The sequence below is a fragment of the Burkholderia sp. WAC0059 genome (assembly GCF_002870125.1).
In the GTDB taxonomy this organism is placed as follows: Bacteria; Pseudomonadota; Gammaproteobacteria; order Burkholderiales; family Burkholderiaceae; genus Paraburkholderia.
In genome coordinates this window covers 26,714-42,587 of sequence record NZ_PNEO01000027.1, presented here as the reverse complement: position 1 = coordinate 42,587, position 15,874 = coordinate 26,714, and the positions used below count along the sequence as shown (strand labels likewise).

General features: G+C 69.6%; 12 protein-coding genes. 9 read left to right on the top strand and 3 right to left on the bottom strand.

Annotation, left to right across the window (positions count from 1 at the left end; translation table 11 throughout):
- The 7 genes from CY652_RS21765 to CY652_RS21735 form a co-directional block, all read left to right on the top strand.
- Nucleotides 1–187 (top strand): citrate/2-methylcitrate synthase (locus CY652_RS21765; protein ID WP_308410394.1); only part of this gene is annotated, 187 nt, incomplete at its 5' end.
- Nucleotides 188–407: 220 nt separating this feature from the next.
- Nucleotides 408–2,684: an amylo-alpha-1,6-glucosidase gene (locus CY652_RS21760; RefSeq protein ID WP_102132792.1), complete on the top strand. Its 2,277-nt coding sequence runs from the start codon at nt 408–410 to the stop codon at nt 2,682–2,684.
- A gap of 88 nt (nt 2,685–2,772) precedes the next feature.
- On the top strand, nt 2,773–3,633 hold the full coding sequence (locus tag CY652_RS21755; RefSeq protein ID WP_102132791.1) for a MurR/RpiR family transcriptional regulator: 861 nt from the start codon (nt 2,773–2,775) through the stop codon (nt 3,631–3,633).
- 146 nt (nt 3,634–3,779) lie between these two features.
- Entirely contained in the window at nt 3,780–5,141 is a 1,362-nt protein-coding gene (locus tag CY652_RS21750; protein WP_102132790.1) for an aspartate aminotransferase family protein, read from the top strand.
- A 64-nt stretch (nt 5,142–5,205) separates the two neighbouring features.
- On the top strand, nt 5,206–5,760 hold the full coding sequence (locus CY652_RS21745; RefSeq protein ID WP_102132789.1) for a carboxymuconolactone decarboxylase family protein: 555 nt from the start codon (nt 5,206–5,208) through the stop codon (nt 5,758–5,760).
- A 195-nt stretch (nt 5,761–5,955) separates the two neighbouring features.
- Nucleotides 5,956–6,381 carry an OsmC family protein gene (locus CY652_RS21740; RefSeq protein ID WP_102132788.1) on the top strand — a complete coding sequence of 142 codons (426 nt, stop codon included), beginning with the start codon at nt 5,956–5,958 and terminating at the stop codon, nt 6,379–6,381.
- 598 nt (nt 6,382–6,979) lie between these two features.
- On the top strand, nt 6,980–7,270 hold the full coding sequence (locus tag CY652_RS21735) for a YodC family protein (RefSeq protein WP_102132787.1): 291 nt from the start codon (nt 6,980–6,982) through the stop codon (nt 7,268–7,270).
- 72 nt (nt 7,271–7,342) lie between these two features.
- Here CY652_RS21735 and CY652_RS21730 read toward each other — a convergent pair whose 3' ends face one another.
- Nucleotides 7,343–7,789, bottom strand: a complete 447-nt coding sequence (locus CY652_RS21730; protein WP_308410405.1) for a superinfection immunity protein — start codon at nt 7,787–7,789, stop codon at nt 7,343–7,345.
- Between the two features lie 99 nt (nt 7,790–7,888).
- Between CY652_RS21730 and CY652_RS21725 the strand changes: the two genes are divergently transcribed.
- Nucleotides 7,889–9,361 (top strand): M20 family metallopeptidase, encoded by a 1,473-nt coding sequence (locus tag CY652_RS21725; RefSeq protein ID WP_102132795.1) that lies wholly within the window; start codon nt 7,889–7,891, stop codon nt 9,359–9,361.
- 22 nt (nt 9,362–9,383) lie between these two features.
- On the opposite strand, the gene CY652_RS21720 is transcribed toward CY652_RS21725, so the two are convergent.
- Nucleotides 9,384–13,829: a DEAD/DEAH box helicase gene (locus tag CY652_RS21720; protein ID WP_102132785.1), complete on the bottom strand. Its 4,446-nt coding sequence runs from the start codon at nt 13,827–13,829 to the stop codon at nt 9,384–9,386.
- Nucleotides 13,830–14,085: 256 nt separating this feature from the next.
- Between CY652_RS21720 and CY652_RS21715 the strand changes: the two genes are divergently transcribed.
- Nucleotides 14,086–15,135: an aldo/keto reductase gene (locus CY652_RS21715; protein WP_102132784.1), complete on the top strand. Its 1,050-nt coding sequence runs from the start codon at nt 14,086–14,088 to the stop codon at nt 15,133–15,135.
- An 81-nt stretch (nt 15,136–15,216) separates the two neighbouring features.
- On the opposite strand, the gene CY652_RS21710 is transcribed toward CY652_RS21715, so the two are convergent.
- A complete protein-coding gene (locus tag CY652_RS21710; protein ID WP_102132783.1) occupies nt 15,217–15,606 on the bottom strand; it encodes a BON domain-containing protein in 390 nt (129 codons plus the stop codon).
- Between the last annotated feature and the right edge of the window lie 268 nt (nt 15,607–15,874).

The window sequence follows — 15,874 nt, the reverse complement described above, 5'->3', positions numbered from 1 at the left end:
GATCGTGCAGCGGGCGCTGGGCATTCCGACGTCGATGTTCACGTGCATCTTCGCGATGGCGCGTACGGTGGGGTGGATCGCGCAGTGGAACGAGATGATCGCGGACCCGGAGCAGAAGATCGGCCGTCCGCGCCAGCTCTTCGTCGGCGAGACGCCGCGCGAGGCGAAGCCGATTTCGCAGCGTTAAGCGCGGTGCCGGCCTTGCGCCGGCAGGCTTGAGGCCGTATGGCCCAAGCGGCGCGCGTGACGGCGGAACGGGCGCAGGTTTCCTTCGGGAACCTGCGCCCGTGTGTTTTAGGCACCGGCGGGGCGCAGGCAGGGCGACCCGCGGGACGGACGGCGGCTCGTGCGAAAGTCCGCGAGCCTCTACAATCGCGGTAAGGCGAAACGGACAGAGGAGCGGCGCGATGCAGGATCCGGAAGCACTGGGCAGTTTGACCCACGAAGGCGCGGCCGGCGCACGGCCGGACGAGGAAGGCGCGTTCATCGCGCCCGAGCCCGCGCGGGTCGCGAGCGCGAGCCAGCACGTACTGAAATCGGGCGATACGTTCATCGTCAACGATTCGCTCGGCGACATCACGGGCGTCGACGACGGATTGTTCGTCAACGACACGCGCATGCTGTCGTCGTTGCGGCTGACGTTCGGCGGGCGCGCGCCCTCGTTGCTCTCGGGCAGCGTCAGCAGCGACAACACGGCGTTCACGGCTCACCTCACCAACCGGCCGCTGCCGCTGCTCGGCGGCGCGAGCACGCCCGAGGGCGTGATTCACGTCGAGCGGCTGCGCGTGCTGTCGGGCACCGCGATGACCGAGGCGATCGAGCTGACCAACTACGGCACGAGCGACGCCGTCGTGCCGCTGTCGGTCTCGTTCGCGAGCGACTTCCGCGACATGTTCGAGGTGCGCGGCCTGAAGCGCGAGCAGCGAGGCACGGTCGAGCCGCCGCGTGTCGAGGACGGCTGCGTCCGCCTCGGCTACATCGGGCTCGATCGCATGGCGCGGCGCGTGCGGATCGCGTTTTCTCCGTCGCCGAAGAAGCTGCTTGCCGACCGCGCCGACTATTCGGTGGAACTGCCGGCCCAGACCTGCGTGTCGGTCTATCTGTCGGTATCGGTGGAGGTCGAGCCGATAGCGCAGGCGGTGTTGGCGCCGGCCGGCGCGAGTGCCGGGGCGAGCGTGCCGGCGGCAGGCGTCGCGACGCACCGGCCCGCCACGCCCGTGGGCCGTGCGGCCGTGCGCACGGCACTCGTCGACGCGCACCTCGCGATGCGCGAGCGCCGCCGCGCCAGCGCGCGCGTGCGGTCGAGCAATCCGCTCTTCAACGACTGGATCAACCGTTCGCTGGCCGACCTCAACCTGCTCACGACCGAGCTGCCGACGGGCCCCTATCCGTACGCGGGCATCCCGTGGTTCTCGACGCCGTTCGGCCGCGACGCGGTGATCACGTCGCTGCAGACGCTCTGGCTGCAGCCGGCGCTCGCGCGCGGCGTGCTGCGCTTTCTCGCGGCGCATCAGGCGCAGGAGAACTCGGCGTTTCGCGACGCGGCGGTCGGCAAGATCATGCACGAGATGCGTCGCGGCGAGATGGCGGCCACCAACGAGGTGCCGTTCGCGCTCTACTATGGCGGCGTCGACACGACGCCGCTCTTCGTCGTGCTGGCGGGCGCCTATGCCGTGCGCACTGGCGATCTCGCGCTGATCGACGAGCTGTGGCCCGCGCTCGAGCGTGCGATCGGCTGGGTGGCGGGCGTTTGCGAGCGCAATCCGCTCGGGCTGCTCGACTACCGTCGCGAGTCGGAGGGCGGCCTCGCGAACCAGGGCTGGAAGGACAGCCACGACTCGGTGTTCCATGCGGACGGCCGGTTTCCCGACGGCCCGATCGCGCTCGTCGAGGTGCAGGCCTACGCGAGCGCGGCCTTCGAGACGATGGCGCAGTTCGCCGCGCAGCGCGGGCTGGCCGGCGAGGCGGCGCGCTACAGCGCGGACGCCGCGAAAATCCGGGCCTGCGTCGAGACGCAGTACTGGATGCCCGAGTCGGGCTTCTACGGCATCGCGCTCGACGGTCACGGCGAGTTGTGCCGCGTGCTCGCGTCGAACGCCGGGCACCTGCTGGCGTTCGGCCTGCCCGATCCCGAGCGCGGCAACGCGGTGGCCGCCATGCTCGAATCGGCGCTCTTTCATACGGGCTGGGGCGTGCGAACGCTCGCCGCCGGCCAGGCGCGTTTCAATCCGATGGCTTATCACAACGGCTCGGTCTGGCCGCACGACAACGCGCTCGTGGCGCGCGGCCTCGCGCGCTACGGACGGCGCGACTCGGCCGTGCGGCTGCTGCAGGCGCTCTTCGAGGCGGCCGTCAATTTCGACATGCGTCTGCCCGAGCTCTTCTGCGGCTTTCCGCGCCGGCGCGGCGAGCCGCCCACGGCCTATCCGGTCGCCTGCCTGCCGCAGGCCTGGGCGGCGGGCTCGCCGCTGATGATGCTCGAGGCCTGCCTCGGCATGACGATCGACGCCGCGAAGCGCGAGGTGCGCATCGAGCAGCCGATGCTGCCCGAAGGCATCGACTGGCTCGAAATCGGCGATCTGCGCGTGGGCGGCGCGTCGGTGACGCTGACGTTCAACCGCGTCGGGGGCAAGGTCGTGGCGTCGGCGAGCGAGAGCGACGTGCGCGTGGTGGCGCGGCTGTAAAACGGCACCGGGGGCGCGTGCCGGCGGGCCCGCTGCGCGACGACGCGGCGGTGATAACATTTGTTGTCGTCATTACAACGATCCTCGCATGCCAGAGAGCTTCGACCAGCTTGTCGCGCTGATCCGCGCGCGTTTCTCCGAACTGAGCCCGCAGTTTCAGACGGGCGCGGCCTTTCTGCTCGATCATCCCGACGAGGTGGCCGTGTCGTCGATGCGCAAGGTGGCCGAGCGCGCCCAGGTGCAGCCGGCCTCGCTCGTCCGGCTGTCCCAGCAGTTCGGTTTTCCGGGCTGGAACGAAATGCGCAGCCTGTTCGTCGCGCGCGTGCGCACGCGTCCCGAGCCGTTCGCGAGCCGCGCCCGCTCGCTCGTGGCCGGCAACGCGAAGGAGGGGCTCGCGCGCGATCTGCTCGTCGCGCAGCAGCACAATCTCGAAGTGACCGCCGCGCATAGCGCGCGACTCGTCGTCGAGGCCGCGCGCGTGCTGCGCAAGGCGAAGCACGTGCACGTGGCCGGCTTTCGCTCGTGCCATGCGGTGGCCTTCGGGTTCGTCTACGGTTACCGGCTGTTTCGTCCTTCGGTATCGCTGCTCGACGGCGACGCGGGCATGCTCGAAGTGCAGTTGCTCGCCATCGAGCGCAGCAGCGCGACGGTCGTCATCAGCTTCGCGCCGTATTCGGCCGAGGCCGTGCGCGTGGCCGAAGCCGCGCGCGAGCGCGGCAGCCGGGTGATCGCGATGACCGACAGCGCCGTCTCGCCGATCGCGCTCAACGCCGACCAGGTGCTGATCTTCGCGCACGAAAGCCCGTCCTTCTTTCCCTCGCTGGCGGCGGCCATGGCGCTCGCCGAATCGCTCGTCGCGCAGTTGCTCGCGCTCGAAGGCACGAACGCGGTCGAGCGGCTCGAGCAAATCGAAGGCTCGCTCAACGCGAGAGGGGCTTACGTGCCCTGAGCGGCGTTTTTGCCGGCGATACATCGCCTCCTGATCCGAATGTTGTTTGTAATTTTATATTGACAACATATGTTGTAAAAAGCGAAGATGGCTGACATCGGCGCGGGCTTTTGCGCGCCGTTCATTTCATCGGAGCGCGAAGCCGCATGTCCACCGTATTTCACCGGATGCCGAAGCAGCGCCTGCCGGTCGCCGTGGCCGGCGACGGCATTGAAATCGTCGATGCCGCCGGCAGGCGCTACATCGACGCGAGCGGCGGGGCCGCCGTGTCCTGTCTCGGCCACAGCAACGCGCGCGTGATCGCGGCCGTTAGCCGCCAGATGGCGCAATTACCGTATGCGCACACGTCGTTTTTCACGACCGGGGTTGCCGAGCAGTTGGCCGATCGCCTCGTGGCGGCGGCGCCCTCGGGGCTCTCGCACGTCTATTTCGTCTCGGGCGGCTCGGAGGCGATCGAGGCGGCGCTGAAGCTCGCGCGCCAGTATTTCGTCGAAATCGGCGAACCGCGGCGTCGTCATTTCATTGCGCGCCGGCAGAGCTATCACGGCAATACGCTGGGGGCGCTCGCGATCGGCGGCAACGCCTGGCGGCGCGCGCCGTTTCTGCCGATCCTGATCGAATCGCATCACGTGAGTCCCTGCTACGCCTACCGAGAGCGGCACGAGGGCGAGACCGACGAGGCCTACGCCCAGCGCCTCGCCGACGAACTGGAACAAAAGATCGTCGAGCTAGGCGGCGATACGGTCGCGGCGTTCGTCGCCGAGACGGTGGTCGGCGCGACGGCCGGCGCCGTGCCGCCGGTGCGCGAATACTTCCGCAAGATCCGCGCCGTCTGCGACCGCTACGGCGTGCTGCTGATCCTCGACGAGATCATGTCGGGCATGGGTCGCACGGGCCCTCTCTACGCCTGCGAGGAGGACGGCGTCGCGCCCGACCTGCTGACCATCGCGAAGGGGCTGGGCGCCGGCTATCAACCGATCGGCGCGACGCTCGTGAGCGGGCGCGTCTACGACGCGATCGTCGGCGGCAGCGGCTATTTTCAGCACGGCCATACCTATATCGGCCACGCGGCGGCATGCGCCGCGGCGCTCGAGGTGCTGCGCGTGATCGAGGAGGAGCGCCTGCTCGACAACGTGCGCTCGCGCGGCGAGCAACTGCGCGCGCGGCTGCGCGAGCGCTACGCCGACCATCCTCACGTCGGGGACGTGCGCGGGCGCGGCCTGTTCGTCGGCGTCGAGTTCGTGGCCGATCGCGAGAGTCGCGAGCCGTTCGGGCCGGACCTGAAACTGCACGCGGCGATCCGGCGCGAAGCCTTCGCGCGCGGCCTGATGGTGTACCCGATGGGCGGCACCGTCGACGGCCGGCGCGGCGATCACGTGCTGCTCGCGCCGCCGTTCATCTGTACCGCGCCGGACATCGAGACCATCGTCGAGCGGCTCGGCGATGCCGTCGAAGGCGCGCTGGCGTCGACCGGCGCCGCGCGTGCGGTCTGGCCGGTTGTGCGATGATGACGCGCGGATTTTCCGCGACCCGTCTTCACCTTTACCTTCATTTGCACGGAGTTTTCATCCCATGACGCACCGACTGCCGCCGTTCGATCAGGCGCACGCCACCCCCGAGCAGAAGGCCGTACTCGACGAAATCCTCTCGGGACCGCGCGGCAGCCTGAACGGTCCCTTCCTCTGCTGGATTCGCAGCCCGGAGCTCGCGCAGCATGCGCAGCGGCTCGGCGTGTTCTGCCGTTATCACACCGGGCTGTCGATGCGGCTCTCGGAGCTCGCGGTGCTCGTCACGGCCGCGCGCTGGCGCTCGCAGGCCGAGTGGCACATCCACAGCGGGCTGGCGTTGCAGGCCGGCGTGCCCGAGGCGCTCGTCGAGGCGATCCGCACGGGCGCCGAACCCGTGTTCGACGAGCCGGACGACGCGCTGATCCATGCGTTCGTGACGGAGCTCTACGAAACCCGGCGCGTGTCCGACGCGACCTATGCGCGAGCCGTCGAGCGCTTCGGCATCGACACGACGATCAACCTCGTCGGCCTGCTCGGCTATTACTCGCTCGTAGCGATGACGCTGAACGTCTTCGAGATGCGGGCGCAGGGGCAGACGTCGCTGCCGTTCCCCGAATAATTCGCTGCGTTTCGATCCGTGTCACGCTGGCGAGGCGCCGGCCGGGCAACCGCTATCATGAAGTGCGGTCACGCCCGGGCGTCGTCGGGGGCCTGATCGCGCAGGATCGACCGGCACACGTCCGGGTGCGGCCGCCGGGCCGGTCCTGCGCGCGAAGAGAGGGTCTTTCGCGATGGCGCACAACCGGAGAGAGTAATGAAGCGCAAGGCATCGGCAGTCTGGCAAGGCGGTCTGCAGGACGGCAAGGGCTCGATCTCCACGGAGAGCGGCGTGCTCGAGGACACGCAGTACTCGTTCTCGACACGTTTCGAGAGCGGCATCGGCACCAACCCCGAGGAACTGATTGCGGCCGCGCACGCGGGCTGCTTCTCGATGGCCCTTTCGGCCGAACTGGGCAAGGCGGGCATCAAGCCTGAGCGCATCGGCACCTCGGCGACGGTCACGCTCGAAAAGGAAGGCGGCGGGTTCACGATCACGGCGGTCCATCTCGACGTGGCCGTGAAGATTCCGGGCGGCGACAAGGCGGCGTTCGAGAAAGCTACGGCCAGCGCGAAGGCCGGTTGTCCCGTGTCGAAGGTGCTGAATGCCGCGATTACGCTCGACGCGCGTCTGGAAACCTGACGACCTGACGCGCGCGGGATCGAGCGGGCCCCGGAGACGGGCGCGCACCTGGCATATCCGGACGAATATCGGATACGCATGAATAACGGAGAACGGTCCGCGCCCGAATCGCGATATTAAGCCCGCGGGATAGGGTTTTTCCCGGCCGGATTATCGTTTGTTGCCCGGCTTGTTGCATCCCTATCCCGAACATGTTTTAACAAAATAATCCGGGCGATTCATCCTCCTGTCATCAGCCGGTCGTCGTGCCGGCGGACATTTTATTGGGTTCGATATTGCCGGAAGGTTTTTCCCGTCGGGCCGGATGCAGAGTTATCTGTCGCAGTAATCCATACCTGTCATGCCTGATGGTACGGTAGTTTCAGGCAGTCGAAGAGCGTTAGAAGCGATTATGTTCCGGTCGCCATTCCCAGTAGTTACATAAAAAATCATTTCGCGCCGGCCCCTTAAAAATACCTTGCAGCGATTAATTGTCATTGTTAATCTTGCCGGGCCGTTTATTAAAACGGCGTTCGTCTCGTGACTCCGACGTGGAAACGGAGGAAATGCGGGCATTGCAGGAATCAGGGTTTTCACTGTGTTTTTACCGGGGAATGCCATGCTGGGTATGTCTATCGATGCTTCGAATAGCCAGGCGGCTGTTCTGGCCGGCGTCGGCGATGTGGTGACGCTCAAGTCGGGCGGCCCGCGCATGACGGTCATGTACGCAGGGCCGGTCGGCTTCGCCGAGGGGCACTGGCTGATCTGCCAGTGGTTCGACGAGCACGGCGAACTGCGTCAGGAAATGTTCGAGCAGGACAGCGTGCAGATCGAGCCGCGCTCCATTCCCGCGACGTCGGTCAGGCTGCGCCGCGCCGTCGGCGGCGTGCCGCCGGCCGGTCACGCCTGAACAGCGCGACGTCCGGGCCGCCTGGCCCTGGCTGTCCTGACTGTTTTTCGCCGCTTTCCATCGTTCCCTTTCTCATTCCCTTCGTTCCCGGGGCGACCCCGCACCCTCCCGGTCGTCCACGAGCGGATGAATTCGCGTGCCGCCATCGCGGCCGTCGCGATCGTCGCGTTTCTTCGCGCGTTGCGCCAGCTTGCGCGAAAAGCCCGACATGACGGGCATGCGGCCTCGCGCACCGGCCTCGCCGGGCGGCCGCGCGGGCGGATTCGGCTGGTAGGCCCAGTAAAGCGCAAACAGCCAGCCGAACCCTGTCCATCCGAGTACCGCATTGAACAGTGCGAGAGTCAGCAAATCGTCCCGGTGCCGCCGGTCGGCGATCAGCGCGGGCAAAAAGTACAGAACGATGGCGGCGAGCGTAGCCAGCCCTTCTACGATGACGCGATCTCCCATGTTGCGTGTCTCCCTGCGGCGGGGCGCTCGCCTCGCCATGTCGTCTGTCGCGTCGTGCGCGGCGTCGTCCATTGTCGCGCGGATCGCGACGTGCCGTCGGCAGGGCGAGCCGCTTCGTTGACCCGCGAACGGGGCTATCATCGGGTTTTCGAAACCGCCGGGACCGCCGCCATGATTTCCGATCCGACCCACGAAACCGCGACCGCGACGCAGTCGCTCGATCAGGAGGCGCTGCGCGCGTTCGTCGAGCGCAAGTGGAACGACGAGATCGTTCCCGCGCTCACCGACTACATCGCCGTGCCGGCCAAGAGCCCGGCGTTCGACGCCGACTGGGCGAAGCACGGTTATCTCGAGCGGGTCGTGAGCGAGGCCGCGCAATGGGCCGAACAGCAGCGCGTGCGCGGTCTGAGGCTCGAGGTGGTGCGCCTGCCGGGCCGCACGCCCGTCATCTTCTTCGAGTCGCCGGCTACGCGCCCGGGCAGCACGGAGACGATCGTGCTGTACGGCCATCTCGACAAGCAGCCCGAATTCGCCGGCTGGCGCAACGACCTCGGGCCGTGGACGCCGAAGCTCGAGGACGGCCGCCTCTACGGCCGCGGCGGCGCCGACGACGGCTACGCGATCTACGCCAGCCTTACCGCGCTGGCGGCGCTCGACGCGCAGGGCGTGGAGCGTCCGCGCTGCGTCGGGCTCATCGAGACCTGCGAGGAGTCGGGCAGCTACGATCTGCTGCCCTACGTGGATGCGTTACGCGATCGGCTCGGCACGGTCGGCCTCGTCGTCTGCCTCGATTCGGGCGCGGGCAACTACGACCAGTTGTGGCTCACGACGTCGCTGCGCGGGCTCGTCTCGGGCGACCTCGACGTCACGGTGCTCGACGAGGGCATCCATTCGGGTTCGAACGGCGGCATCGCGCCGTCGAGCTTCCGCGTGATGCGGCAGTTGTTCGAGCGGCTCGAGGACGCCGCGAGCGGCGCGCTGCTGCCGAAGGGTTTCCATTGTCCGATTCCGCCGCAGCGGCTCAGCGAGGCCGAGGCCACCGCGCAGATTCTCGGCGATACGGTGTGGAAGAGCCTGCCCTGGGCCTGCGGCCAGGACGGCCGGCAGGTGCTGCCGACCACGACCGATCCGAAGGAGGCGCTGCTCAATTCGACGTGGCGGCCGTCGCTTTCGGTGACGGGCGCGGCGGGCCTGCCCGCGCTGGCCGACGCCGGCAACGTGCTGCGTCCGCGCACGGCGTTCAAGCTCTCGCTGCGGCTGCCGCCGCTCGTCGACGCGGCCACGGCCGTGGCCGGGCTGAAGGCGCTGCTCGAGCTCGATCCGCCCTACAACGCGAAGGTGACGTTCCGGCCCGACGCCGGCGCGGCGAACGGCTGGAGCGCGCCGGAGCTGGCGCCGTGGCTTGCCGCGGCGCTCGACGACGCCTCCCGCACCCACTACGGCGCGAGCTGCGCCTACCTCGGCCAGGGCGGCACGATTCCGCTGATGAACGTGCTGCAGGCCGGTTTTCCGCGCGCGCAATTCATGGTCTGCGGCGTGCTCGGGCCGAAGTCGAACGCGCACGGGCCCAACGAATTCCTGCACGTGCCCTACGCGAAGAAGCTGACGGCGGCGGTTGCCCAGGTGATCGCGGCGGCGCCGTGAGCGCGGACCGATAAAACGGGCGTTAGTACGGCCGCGCGAGCCGCAGGCGCAGCGTCGCGCGCGCCGCTTCGCCGGTCTCGCCGCGATAGTCGAACTGCCCGGCGATCAGCGTGGCGACGGGCACACCGTCGCGGAACAGCAGCCGGTTGCCGGCGACGGCCGGCACCTTGTCGCCGGGCAGCAGCGTGCCGGCCAGATTCAGCGGATCGGTGGCGGCCACGCAGACGAGCGCGCCGTCGGGCGGGCGGCGGCGTACTTCGCGCAGCAGCGCAATGGCCTCGGGCAGCGCGAATTGCTCGCCCGAGAGCCCCGCGACGAAGCGGCCCCCGCGCAGATGGCCGCGCGCCTCCATCCGGCGCAGCACGCGCAGCAGGTCGCGCCACGGCGGCATCCACGCCGCCTCGCGCGCGAGCAATTGCCAGCAGATCACGCCGTAGCGCCGCAGCAGCGCATGGGCGACGTATTCGAGCAGATCGGGGTCGTGCGCCTCGCCGGCCCGATGGATGGGGCGCGGCGCGGCCGTTGCCAGGTTCTTTCCGGCGGGTTGTTCCCCGGCCGCGTCGTCGATCCCTTCGTTTCGGCGCAGCGGCGCCCAGCGCCCCGCATCGTCCATGCCGCCGATCAGCGCGCCCAGGCCGCGCGGTCGCCGGCGGGCGTAGTACGCGCTGCGTTTCGCGGCCGGCTTCACGAGCGCGCGCAGCCCCGCGAAACTGTCCGCGTTGACGAGCCCGGCCGCGACGAGCTCGCCCAGCGCATTTTCGAGCTCGACGCCGAGCAGATGCGTTTGCGAAGTCAGCTCGTCGAAGAACATCGCGCCGTGCCGTGCGAGGGCGTCGAAGACGCGTTGCGCGCGGGCCGACAACGCGGCGGCGTCCGTTGCGCCGACGAGCGCGTGCCAGCGCGCCAGTTCGCGGCGCGGCGCGAGCACGACCGGCGTGCCGCGCACGGTCGCGCCGGCGGCGCGCTCGGGCAGCCGCGCCCAGGCCAGCTTGCCCGAGCGGCACAGCTCGTCGAGCAGCGTGCCCGCGTAGTCGTCCACGCGGGCCGGCAGAATGTCGTCTTCCCAGGCGCCGGCTGAGGCTTCCCATCCCTCGAGCTGGGCGAGCACGGCCGCGAGCGCGTCGCGGCCCATGCCGCGCGCGTCGGTCGCGACGCGCTGCCACTCGAACAGAAAGCGCATGAAGTCGTGGTGCTCGACCGGCTCGATCTCGCGACGCAGCCGGTGCACGGTATAGCGGTGAATTCGCGCGAGCAGATGGCGTTCGCACCATTCCTCGCCGTGCAGCCAGTCTCCCTGGGAGACGCGCGGCGTGAAGCGGCCGCGCATGATGCCGCCCTGGGTTTCGAGCTGCGTCAGCGCGAGCGCGACGGCACTCGCTTCGAGCGCGAGCGGCCGCGCGATCTGGGGCACCGTCGCGGGCCCGAGGGCGGCGAGGCGCGCGCGCACGATCTCGACGAGCGCCGCGTCCCCGGTCCACGTCGCGTCGTATCCGGGCGGCGGTTTCAGCATCGGCTCGCACGGCGCGTGCGGATAGACCGCGCGCGCGCAGTTGAACCGCTCGATACTGACCCAGAGGGCGTCGTCTTCCGAGATTCGCAACCGCGCCGCGCGCCGGCCCGCGGCCAGCGTCGCGAGCCAGTCGGTCCAGCCGGGCTCGCGCTGCGCTTCGCGCTCGGCCACGCAGCCGAGCGCCGTCAGCGTCTCGTGCATTTCGTCGGCGTCGCGCGGCTGCGGCCACGCTTCCTCGCGCACGCGGTCGATCGCGTCGGCGTCGAGCGCGCCGAGGTCGTCGGCGGAATCGGGTTCGCTCCAGCGGCGGTTCAGCACGGCCTGGGTGCGGCGTTCTTCGAGCGGCGCGTCGTCGAGAAACGCGTAGGGCCGCGCGTTGAGAATTTCGGCGGCAAGCGGCGAGGGCGCCGGCAGATCGCGCGCGACGAGCGCGACGGCGCCGCTTTCGATGCGGCGCAGGAGCCGCAGCCAGCCGTCCATGTCCATCGCCTCGTGCAGGCAGTCGTCGAGCGTCTGGTCGACGAGCGGATGGCGCGGAATCTCGCGCTCGCCCGCGAGGTTTTCGACGCACGCGACCTGGTCGGGGAAGACGGCGGCGAGCAGATCCTCGCTGCGCATGCGCTGGATTGGCGGCGGCGTCTTGCGTCCGCCGCTCTGGCGCGGCAGCGCGAGCGCCGTGGTCGCGTTCCAGCGCCAGCGCACGCCGAAGAGCGGCGCGTCGAGCAGCGCCTGTTCGAGCAGATGCGCGGCCGTGTTCGAGTGCAGATAGCGCCAGACTTCGTCGAGCGCGAAGCTGTGCGCGCCCGTCAGCGAGAGCACGATGGCGTCCTCGGTCGCGGCCGCCTGGAGTTCGAAGTTGAACGTGCGGCAGAAGCGCTTGCGCAGCGCGAGCCCCCAGGCGCGGTTGATGCGGCTGCCGAACGGCGCGTGGATCACGAGTTGCGTGCCGCCCGATTCGTCGAAGAAGCGCTCCATGACGAGCGTGTCCTGGGTCGGCAGCACGGTGAGCGCGGCGCGGGCGCGCGCGAGATATTCGGCAATCTGGCGGGCGGCGGCCGCATCGAGCCCGAGCGTTTCGACGAGCCAGCGGCAGGCGTTTTCTTCGCCGTCGGGCGCCGTGGCGCAGAGCGCGTCCAGCCGGGCGCGCAGCCGCCCGAGCGCGAACGAGAGCTCGTCGCTGCGCCCCGGCGCTTCGCCGAGCCAGAACGGGATGTTGGGCGGCTGTCCTCGCGCGTCCTCGACGCGCACGCGGCCCGGTTCGATGCGCAGGATGCGGTACGACGCGTTGCCGAGCTGGAAGATGTCGCCGGCGAGGCTTTCCACGGCGAAGTCCTCGTTGACGGTGCCGATGTTGAGGCCCTGCGGTTCGAGCAGCACCGCATAGTCGGCGTTTTCGGGAATCGTGCCGCCCGAAGTCAGCGCGACGAGCCGGCTGCCGCGCCGCCCGCGCAGCGTGCGGTCCACTGCGTCGCGGTGCAGGTACGACGCGCGCGGTCCGCGGCGGCTCGTGTAGCCCTCGGCGAGCATGCGCAGCACCGCGTCGTACTGCGCGCGCTCGAGCGTCGCGTAGGGCATCGCGCGGCGCACGAGCGCGAAAAGCGCGTCCTCGTTCCACGTCTCGCAGGCCGTTTCGGCGACGATCTGCTGCGCGAGCACGTCGAGCGGCGCGCGCGGTACCGCGAGCCGGTCGAGCTCGCCGAGCCGCACGCAGTCGAGGAGCGCCGCGCATTCGACGAGATCGTCGCGCGAGGTCGGAAAGAGCCGGCCCTTCGGCGTGCCGCTGACCTGGTGTCCCGAGCGGCCGACGCGCTGCAGGAAGGCCGCGATCGAGCGCGGCGAGCCGATCTGGCAGACGAGGTCGACGTCGCCGATGTCGATGCCGAGTTCGAGCGAGGCTGTCGCCACGAGCACGCGCAGCTCGCCGCGCTTCAGGCGCTGCTCGGCGTCGAAGCGGTGCTCGCGCGCGAGGCTGCCGTGGTGCGCGGCGACGGCCTGCTCGCCGAGCCGGTCGGTCAGATGGCGCGCGATGCGCTCGGCCATGCGGCGCGTGTTGACGAACACGAGCGTCGTGCGGTGCTGCGCCGCGAGCTCGGCGAGGCGGTCGTAGACGCGCTCCCAGACGTCGTTCGCCATCACCGCTTCGAGTGGCACGGGCGGCACCTCGACGGCGAGGTCGCGCGGCCGCGCGTGGCCGACGTCGACGACGGCGCAGTCGGCGGGCGGCGCGCCGCCGACGAGAAATCGCGCGACGGTCTCGATCGGCTTTTGCGTGGCCGACAGGCCGATGCGCTGCAGACGCCGGCCGCAGAGCGCGTCGAGCCGTTCGAGGCTCAGGGCGAGATGGCAGCCGCGCTTGTTGCCGGCGAGCGCGTGAATCTCGTCGACGATGACGCTGCGCGCGCCGGCCAGCATCGCGCGGCCCGAGGCCGAGCCGAGCAGCACGTAGAGCGATTCCGGCGTCGTCACGAGGATGTGCGGCGCGCGCTTGCGCAGCGCGGTTCGCTCGCGTTGCGGCGTGTCGCCGGTGCGCACCGCCGTGCGGATTGCCACGGGCGGCAGGCCGTGCCGTTCGAGCGATTCGGCGATGCCCGCGAGCGGCTGCTCGAGATTCACGCGGATGTCGTTCGAGAGCGCCTTGAGCGGAGAAACGTAGACCGCGAGCGTCGTGTCGGGCAATGCGCCGCCGTTGCCGAGCCCTTCGCGCACGAGCGCGTCGAGCGCGCAGAGGAACGCGGTCAGCGTCTTGCCGGAGCCGGTCGGCGCGGCGACGAGCGTGGCGCGGCCGCTGCGAATCAGCGGCCAGGCGGCGCGCTGCGCCTCGGTGGGCGCGGCGAAAGTGCGGGCGAACCAGTCGGCGACGGCGGGGTGAAAACCGGCCAGCGCTTCGGCATCGGCGTCGCCGGCGGGAAGGGCGGGGGCGCGGGTCATGACCGCATAGGTGGGGGCGTCGCTTGCCATATCCAGAGGCCGGTTGTCCTGGGAGACAGGGCTCGGGGCAGTCTCGCAGGTTTTGGGGCGTGCCGCCATCGGTGCGGCGGAGGGGCTGCGTCAGGGATTGGGTCGGGCGCGTCTGGAGCTAAAGCCTGCGGCTCGTTCTCGTGGCCTGTCCTGTCCTGGGACGGCCTGCCCGGGCCGCTGCACGCACCGCGCCGACGCAGTAATCTCGACACGGCGGTTTTCCTCCACGCGGTTCCCGTTCAACGGAGCACACATCATGCGATACAACCCTCTCGGCCGCACCGGCCTGTTCGTTTCGGAACTCTGTCTCGGCACCATGACGTTCGGCGGCGGCGAAGGCATCTGGCACCAGATCGGCGACCTCCAGCAGGCCGACGCGGACCGGCTGGTCGGCCGCGCGATCGAGGCCGGCATCAACTTCATCGACACGGCCGACGTCTATTCGCAGGGCCGCTCCGAGCAGATCACGGGCCAGGCGCTGAAGAACCTGCGCATCGCCCGCGACCAGGTGGTGATCGCGACCAAGGTGTTCGGCCAGACGGGCGGCACGCCGAACGAGCGCGGCGCGTCGCGCTATCACATCATGGACGGCGTCAAGGCGAGCCTGAAGCGCCTGCAGCTCGACCACATCGACCTTTACCAGATTCACGGCTTCGATCCGGCCACGCCCGTCGAGGAAACGGTGCGCGCGCTCGACACGCTCGTGCAGCAGGGCCATGTGCGCTACGTCGGCGTGTCGAACTGGGCCGCCTGGCAGATCGTCAAGGCGCTCGGCTTCGCCCGGCAGTACGGGCTCGCGCGCTTCGAATCGCTACAGGCCTACTACACGATCGCCGGGCGCGACCTCGAGCGCGAAATCGTACCGATGCTCGCGAGCGAGGGCGTGGGGCTCATGGTCTGGAGCCCGCTCGCGGGCGGGCTGCTCTCGGGCAAGTACGGGCGCGATCGCGACGCCGAGGCGGGCAGCCGCCGCACGACGTTCGATTTCCCGCCCGTCGATCGCGAGCGCGCCTACGACTGCATCGACGCGATGCGCGTCGTCGCCGAGGCGAAGGGCGTCTCGGTCGCGCAGATCGCGCTTGCCTGGCTGCTGCACCAGCGCGCGGTCACGACGGTCATCGTCGGCGCGAAGAAGGTCGAGCAGCTCGACGACAACATCGCGGCCGCGGGCGTGAAGCTGTCGGCTGAGGAGCTGGCGCGTCTCGACGAGGCCAGCCGTCTGCCGGCCGAATATCCGGGCTGGATGTTCGAGCGGCAGGGCGAGGCGCGGCGCGCCCAGCTCGCCCAGTCGCGGCAGGCGACGTAGGGCGGGCGCGGTTTCGAAGGCGTGGATGCGCGCGGGGCGGTTTGCCGGGACATCGGACATCGCCGCGGCATCAGCGCGACATCACTGTTCGGACGGCCTCACCCTCAGGTTGTTCTTGACGGACTGCACGCCCGAGACGTTCTGCACGATTTGCGCGGCCGCGTCGCGCTCCTCGGCGCTCGGCACGCTGCCCGTGAGCCACACCGCGCCGCTGCGGGTTCGCACGTGGATGTGCTGCGACTTCACGTTCTGCGCGGCGAGCAGGTTGGCCTTTGCTCGCGTCGTGATGGTCGCGTCGCTGACGTGCTGGCCGATCGATTCCGAACCGGCGGCCGGCGCCGACGACGTGTCCGTCTGGCCGAAGGCGCCGGCCGGCGCGAGCGCGGTGAGCGCGCACGCGAACGCGAGGCAGGCGCCCTGCGCGGCGCGAACGACGGTCGTGGTGGACAGCAACGGGATGCGCTTCTTCATGATGTCTCCTTTTCCGGGTTGACGCTCCGGTGCACGCAACCCGCATGCCGCGACGGCCCGATCCCGTTTGTTCGGTCTGCGTCGTTCTCCTGTCGATTGCCTTTCGCCGGTCCCGGCGCTCGTCGCCGCGCGAGGCGGGGAACGCGGTTCAAGCACGGCGCATCCGGAATGCCGCGTTTTTGCCGGCACGTTGTAAAAATAGCCGGCGCGAACGTCCGACCGCGGAAGCGTCTTGCCTCTGAAAACAACGTCTTGCGCACACTGGCAC

What these genes read in the sequence shown, in the direction of transcription:
- CY652_RS21760 (WP_102132792.1), top strand. Translation starts at nt 408, where the DNA reads ATGCAGGATCCGGAAGCACTGGGCAGTTTGACCCACGAAGGCGCGGCC.
- CY652_RS21755 (WP_102132791.1), top strand. Translation starts at nt 2,773, where the DNA reads ATGCCAGAGAGCTTCGACCAGCTTGTCGCGCTGATCCGCGCGCGTTTC.
- CY652_RS21750 (WP_102132790.1), top strand. Translation starts at nt 3,780, where the DNA reads ATGTCCACCGTATTTCACCGGATGCCGAAGCAGCGCCTGCCGGTCGCC.
- CY652_RS21745 (WP_102132789.1), top strand. Translation starts at nt 5,206, where the DNA reads ATGACGCACCGACTGCCGCCGTTCGATCAGGCGCACGCCACCCCCGAG.
- CY652_RS21740 (WP_102132788.1), top strand. Translation starts at nt 5,956, where the DNA reads ATGAAGCGCAAGGCATCGGCAGTCTGGCAAGGCGGTCTGCAGGACGGC.
- CY652_RS21735 (WP_102132787.1), top strand. Translation starts at nt 6,980, where the DNA reads ATGCTGGGTATGTCTATCGATGCTTCGAATAGCCAGGCGGCTGTTCTG.
- CY652_RS21730 (WP_308410405.1), bottom strand. Translation starts at nt 7,789, where the DNA reads ATGGACGACGCCGCGCACGACGCGACAGACGACATGGCGAGGCGAGCG.
- CY652_RS21725 (WP_102132795.1), top strand. Translation starts at nt 7,889, where the DNA reads ATGATTTCCGATCCGACCCACGAAACCGCGACCGCGACGCAGTCGCTC.
- CY652_RS21720 (WP_102132785.1), bottom strand. Translation starts at nt 13,829, where the DNA reads ATGGCAAGCGACGCCCCCACCTATGCGGTCATGACCCGCGCCCCCGCC.
- CY652_RS21715 (WP_102132784.1), top strand. Translation starts at nt 14,086, where the DNA reads ATGCGATACAACCCTCTCGGCCGCACCGGCCTGTTCGTTTCGGAACTC.
- CY652_RS21710 (WP_102132783.1), bottom strand. Translation starts at nt 15,606, where the DNA reads ATGAAGAAGCGCATCCCGTTGCTGTCCACCACGACCGTCGTTCGCGCC.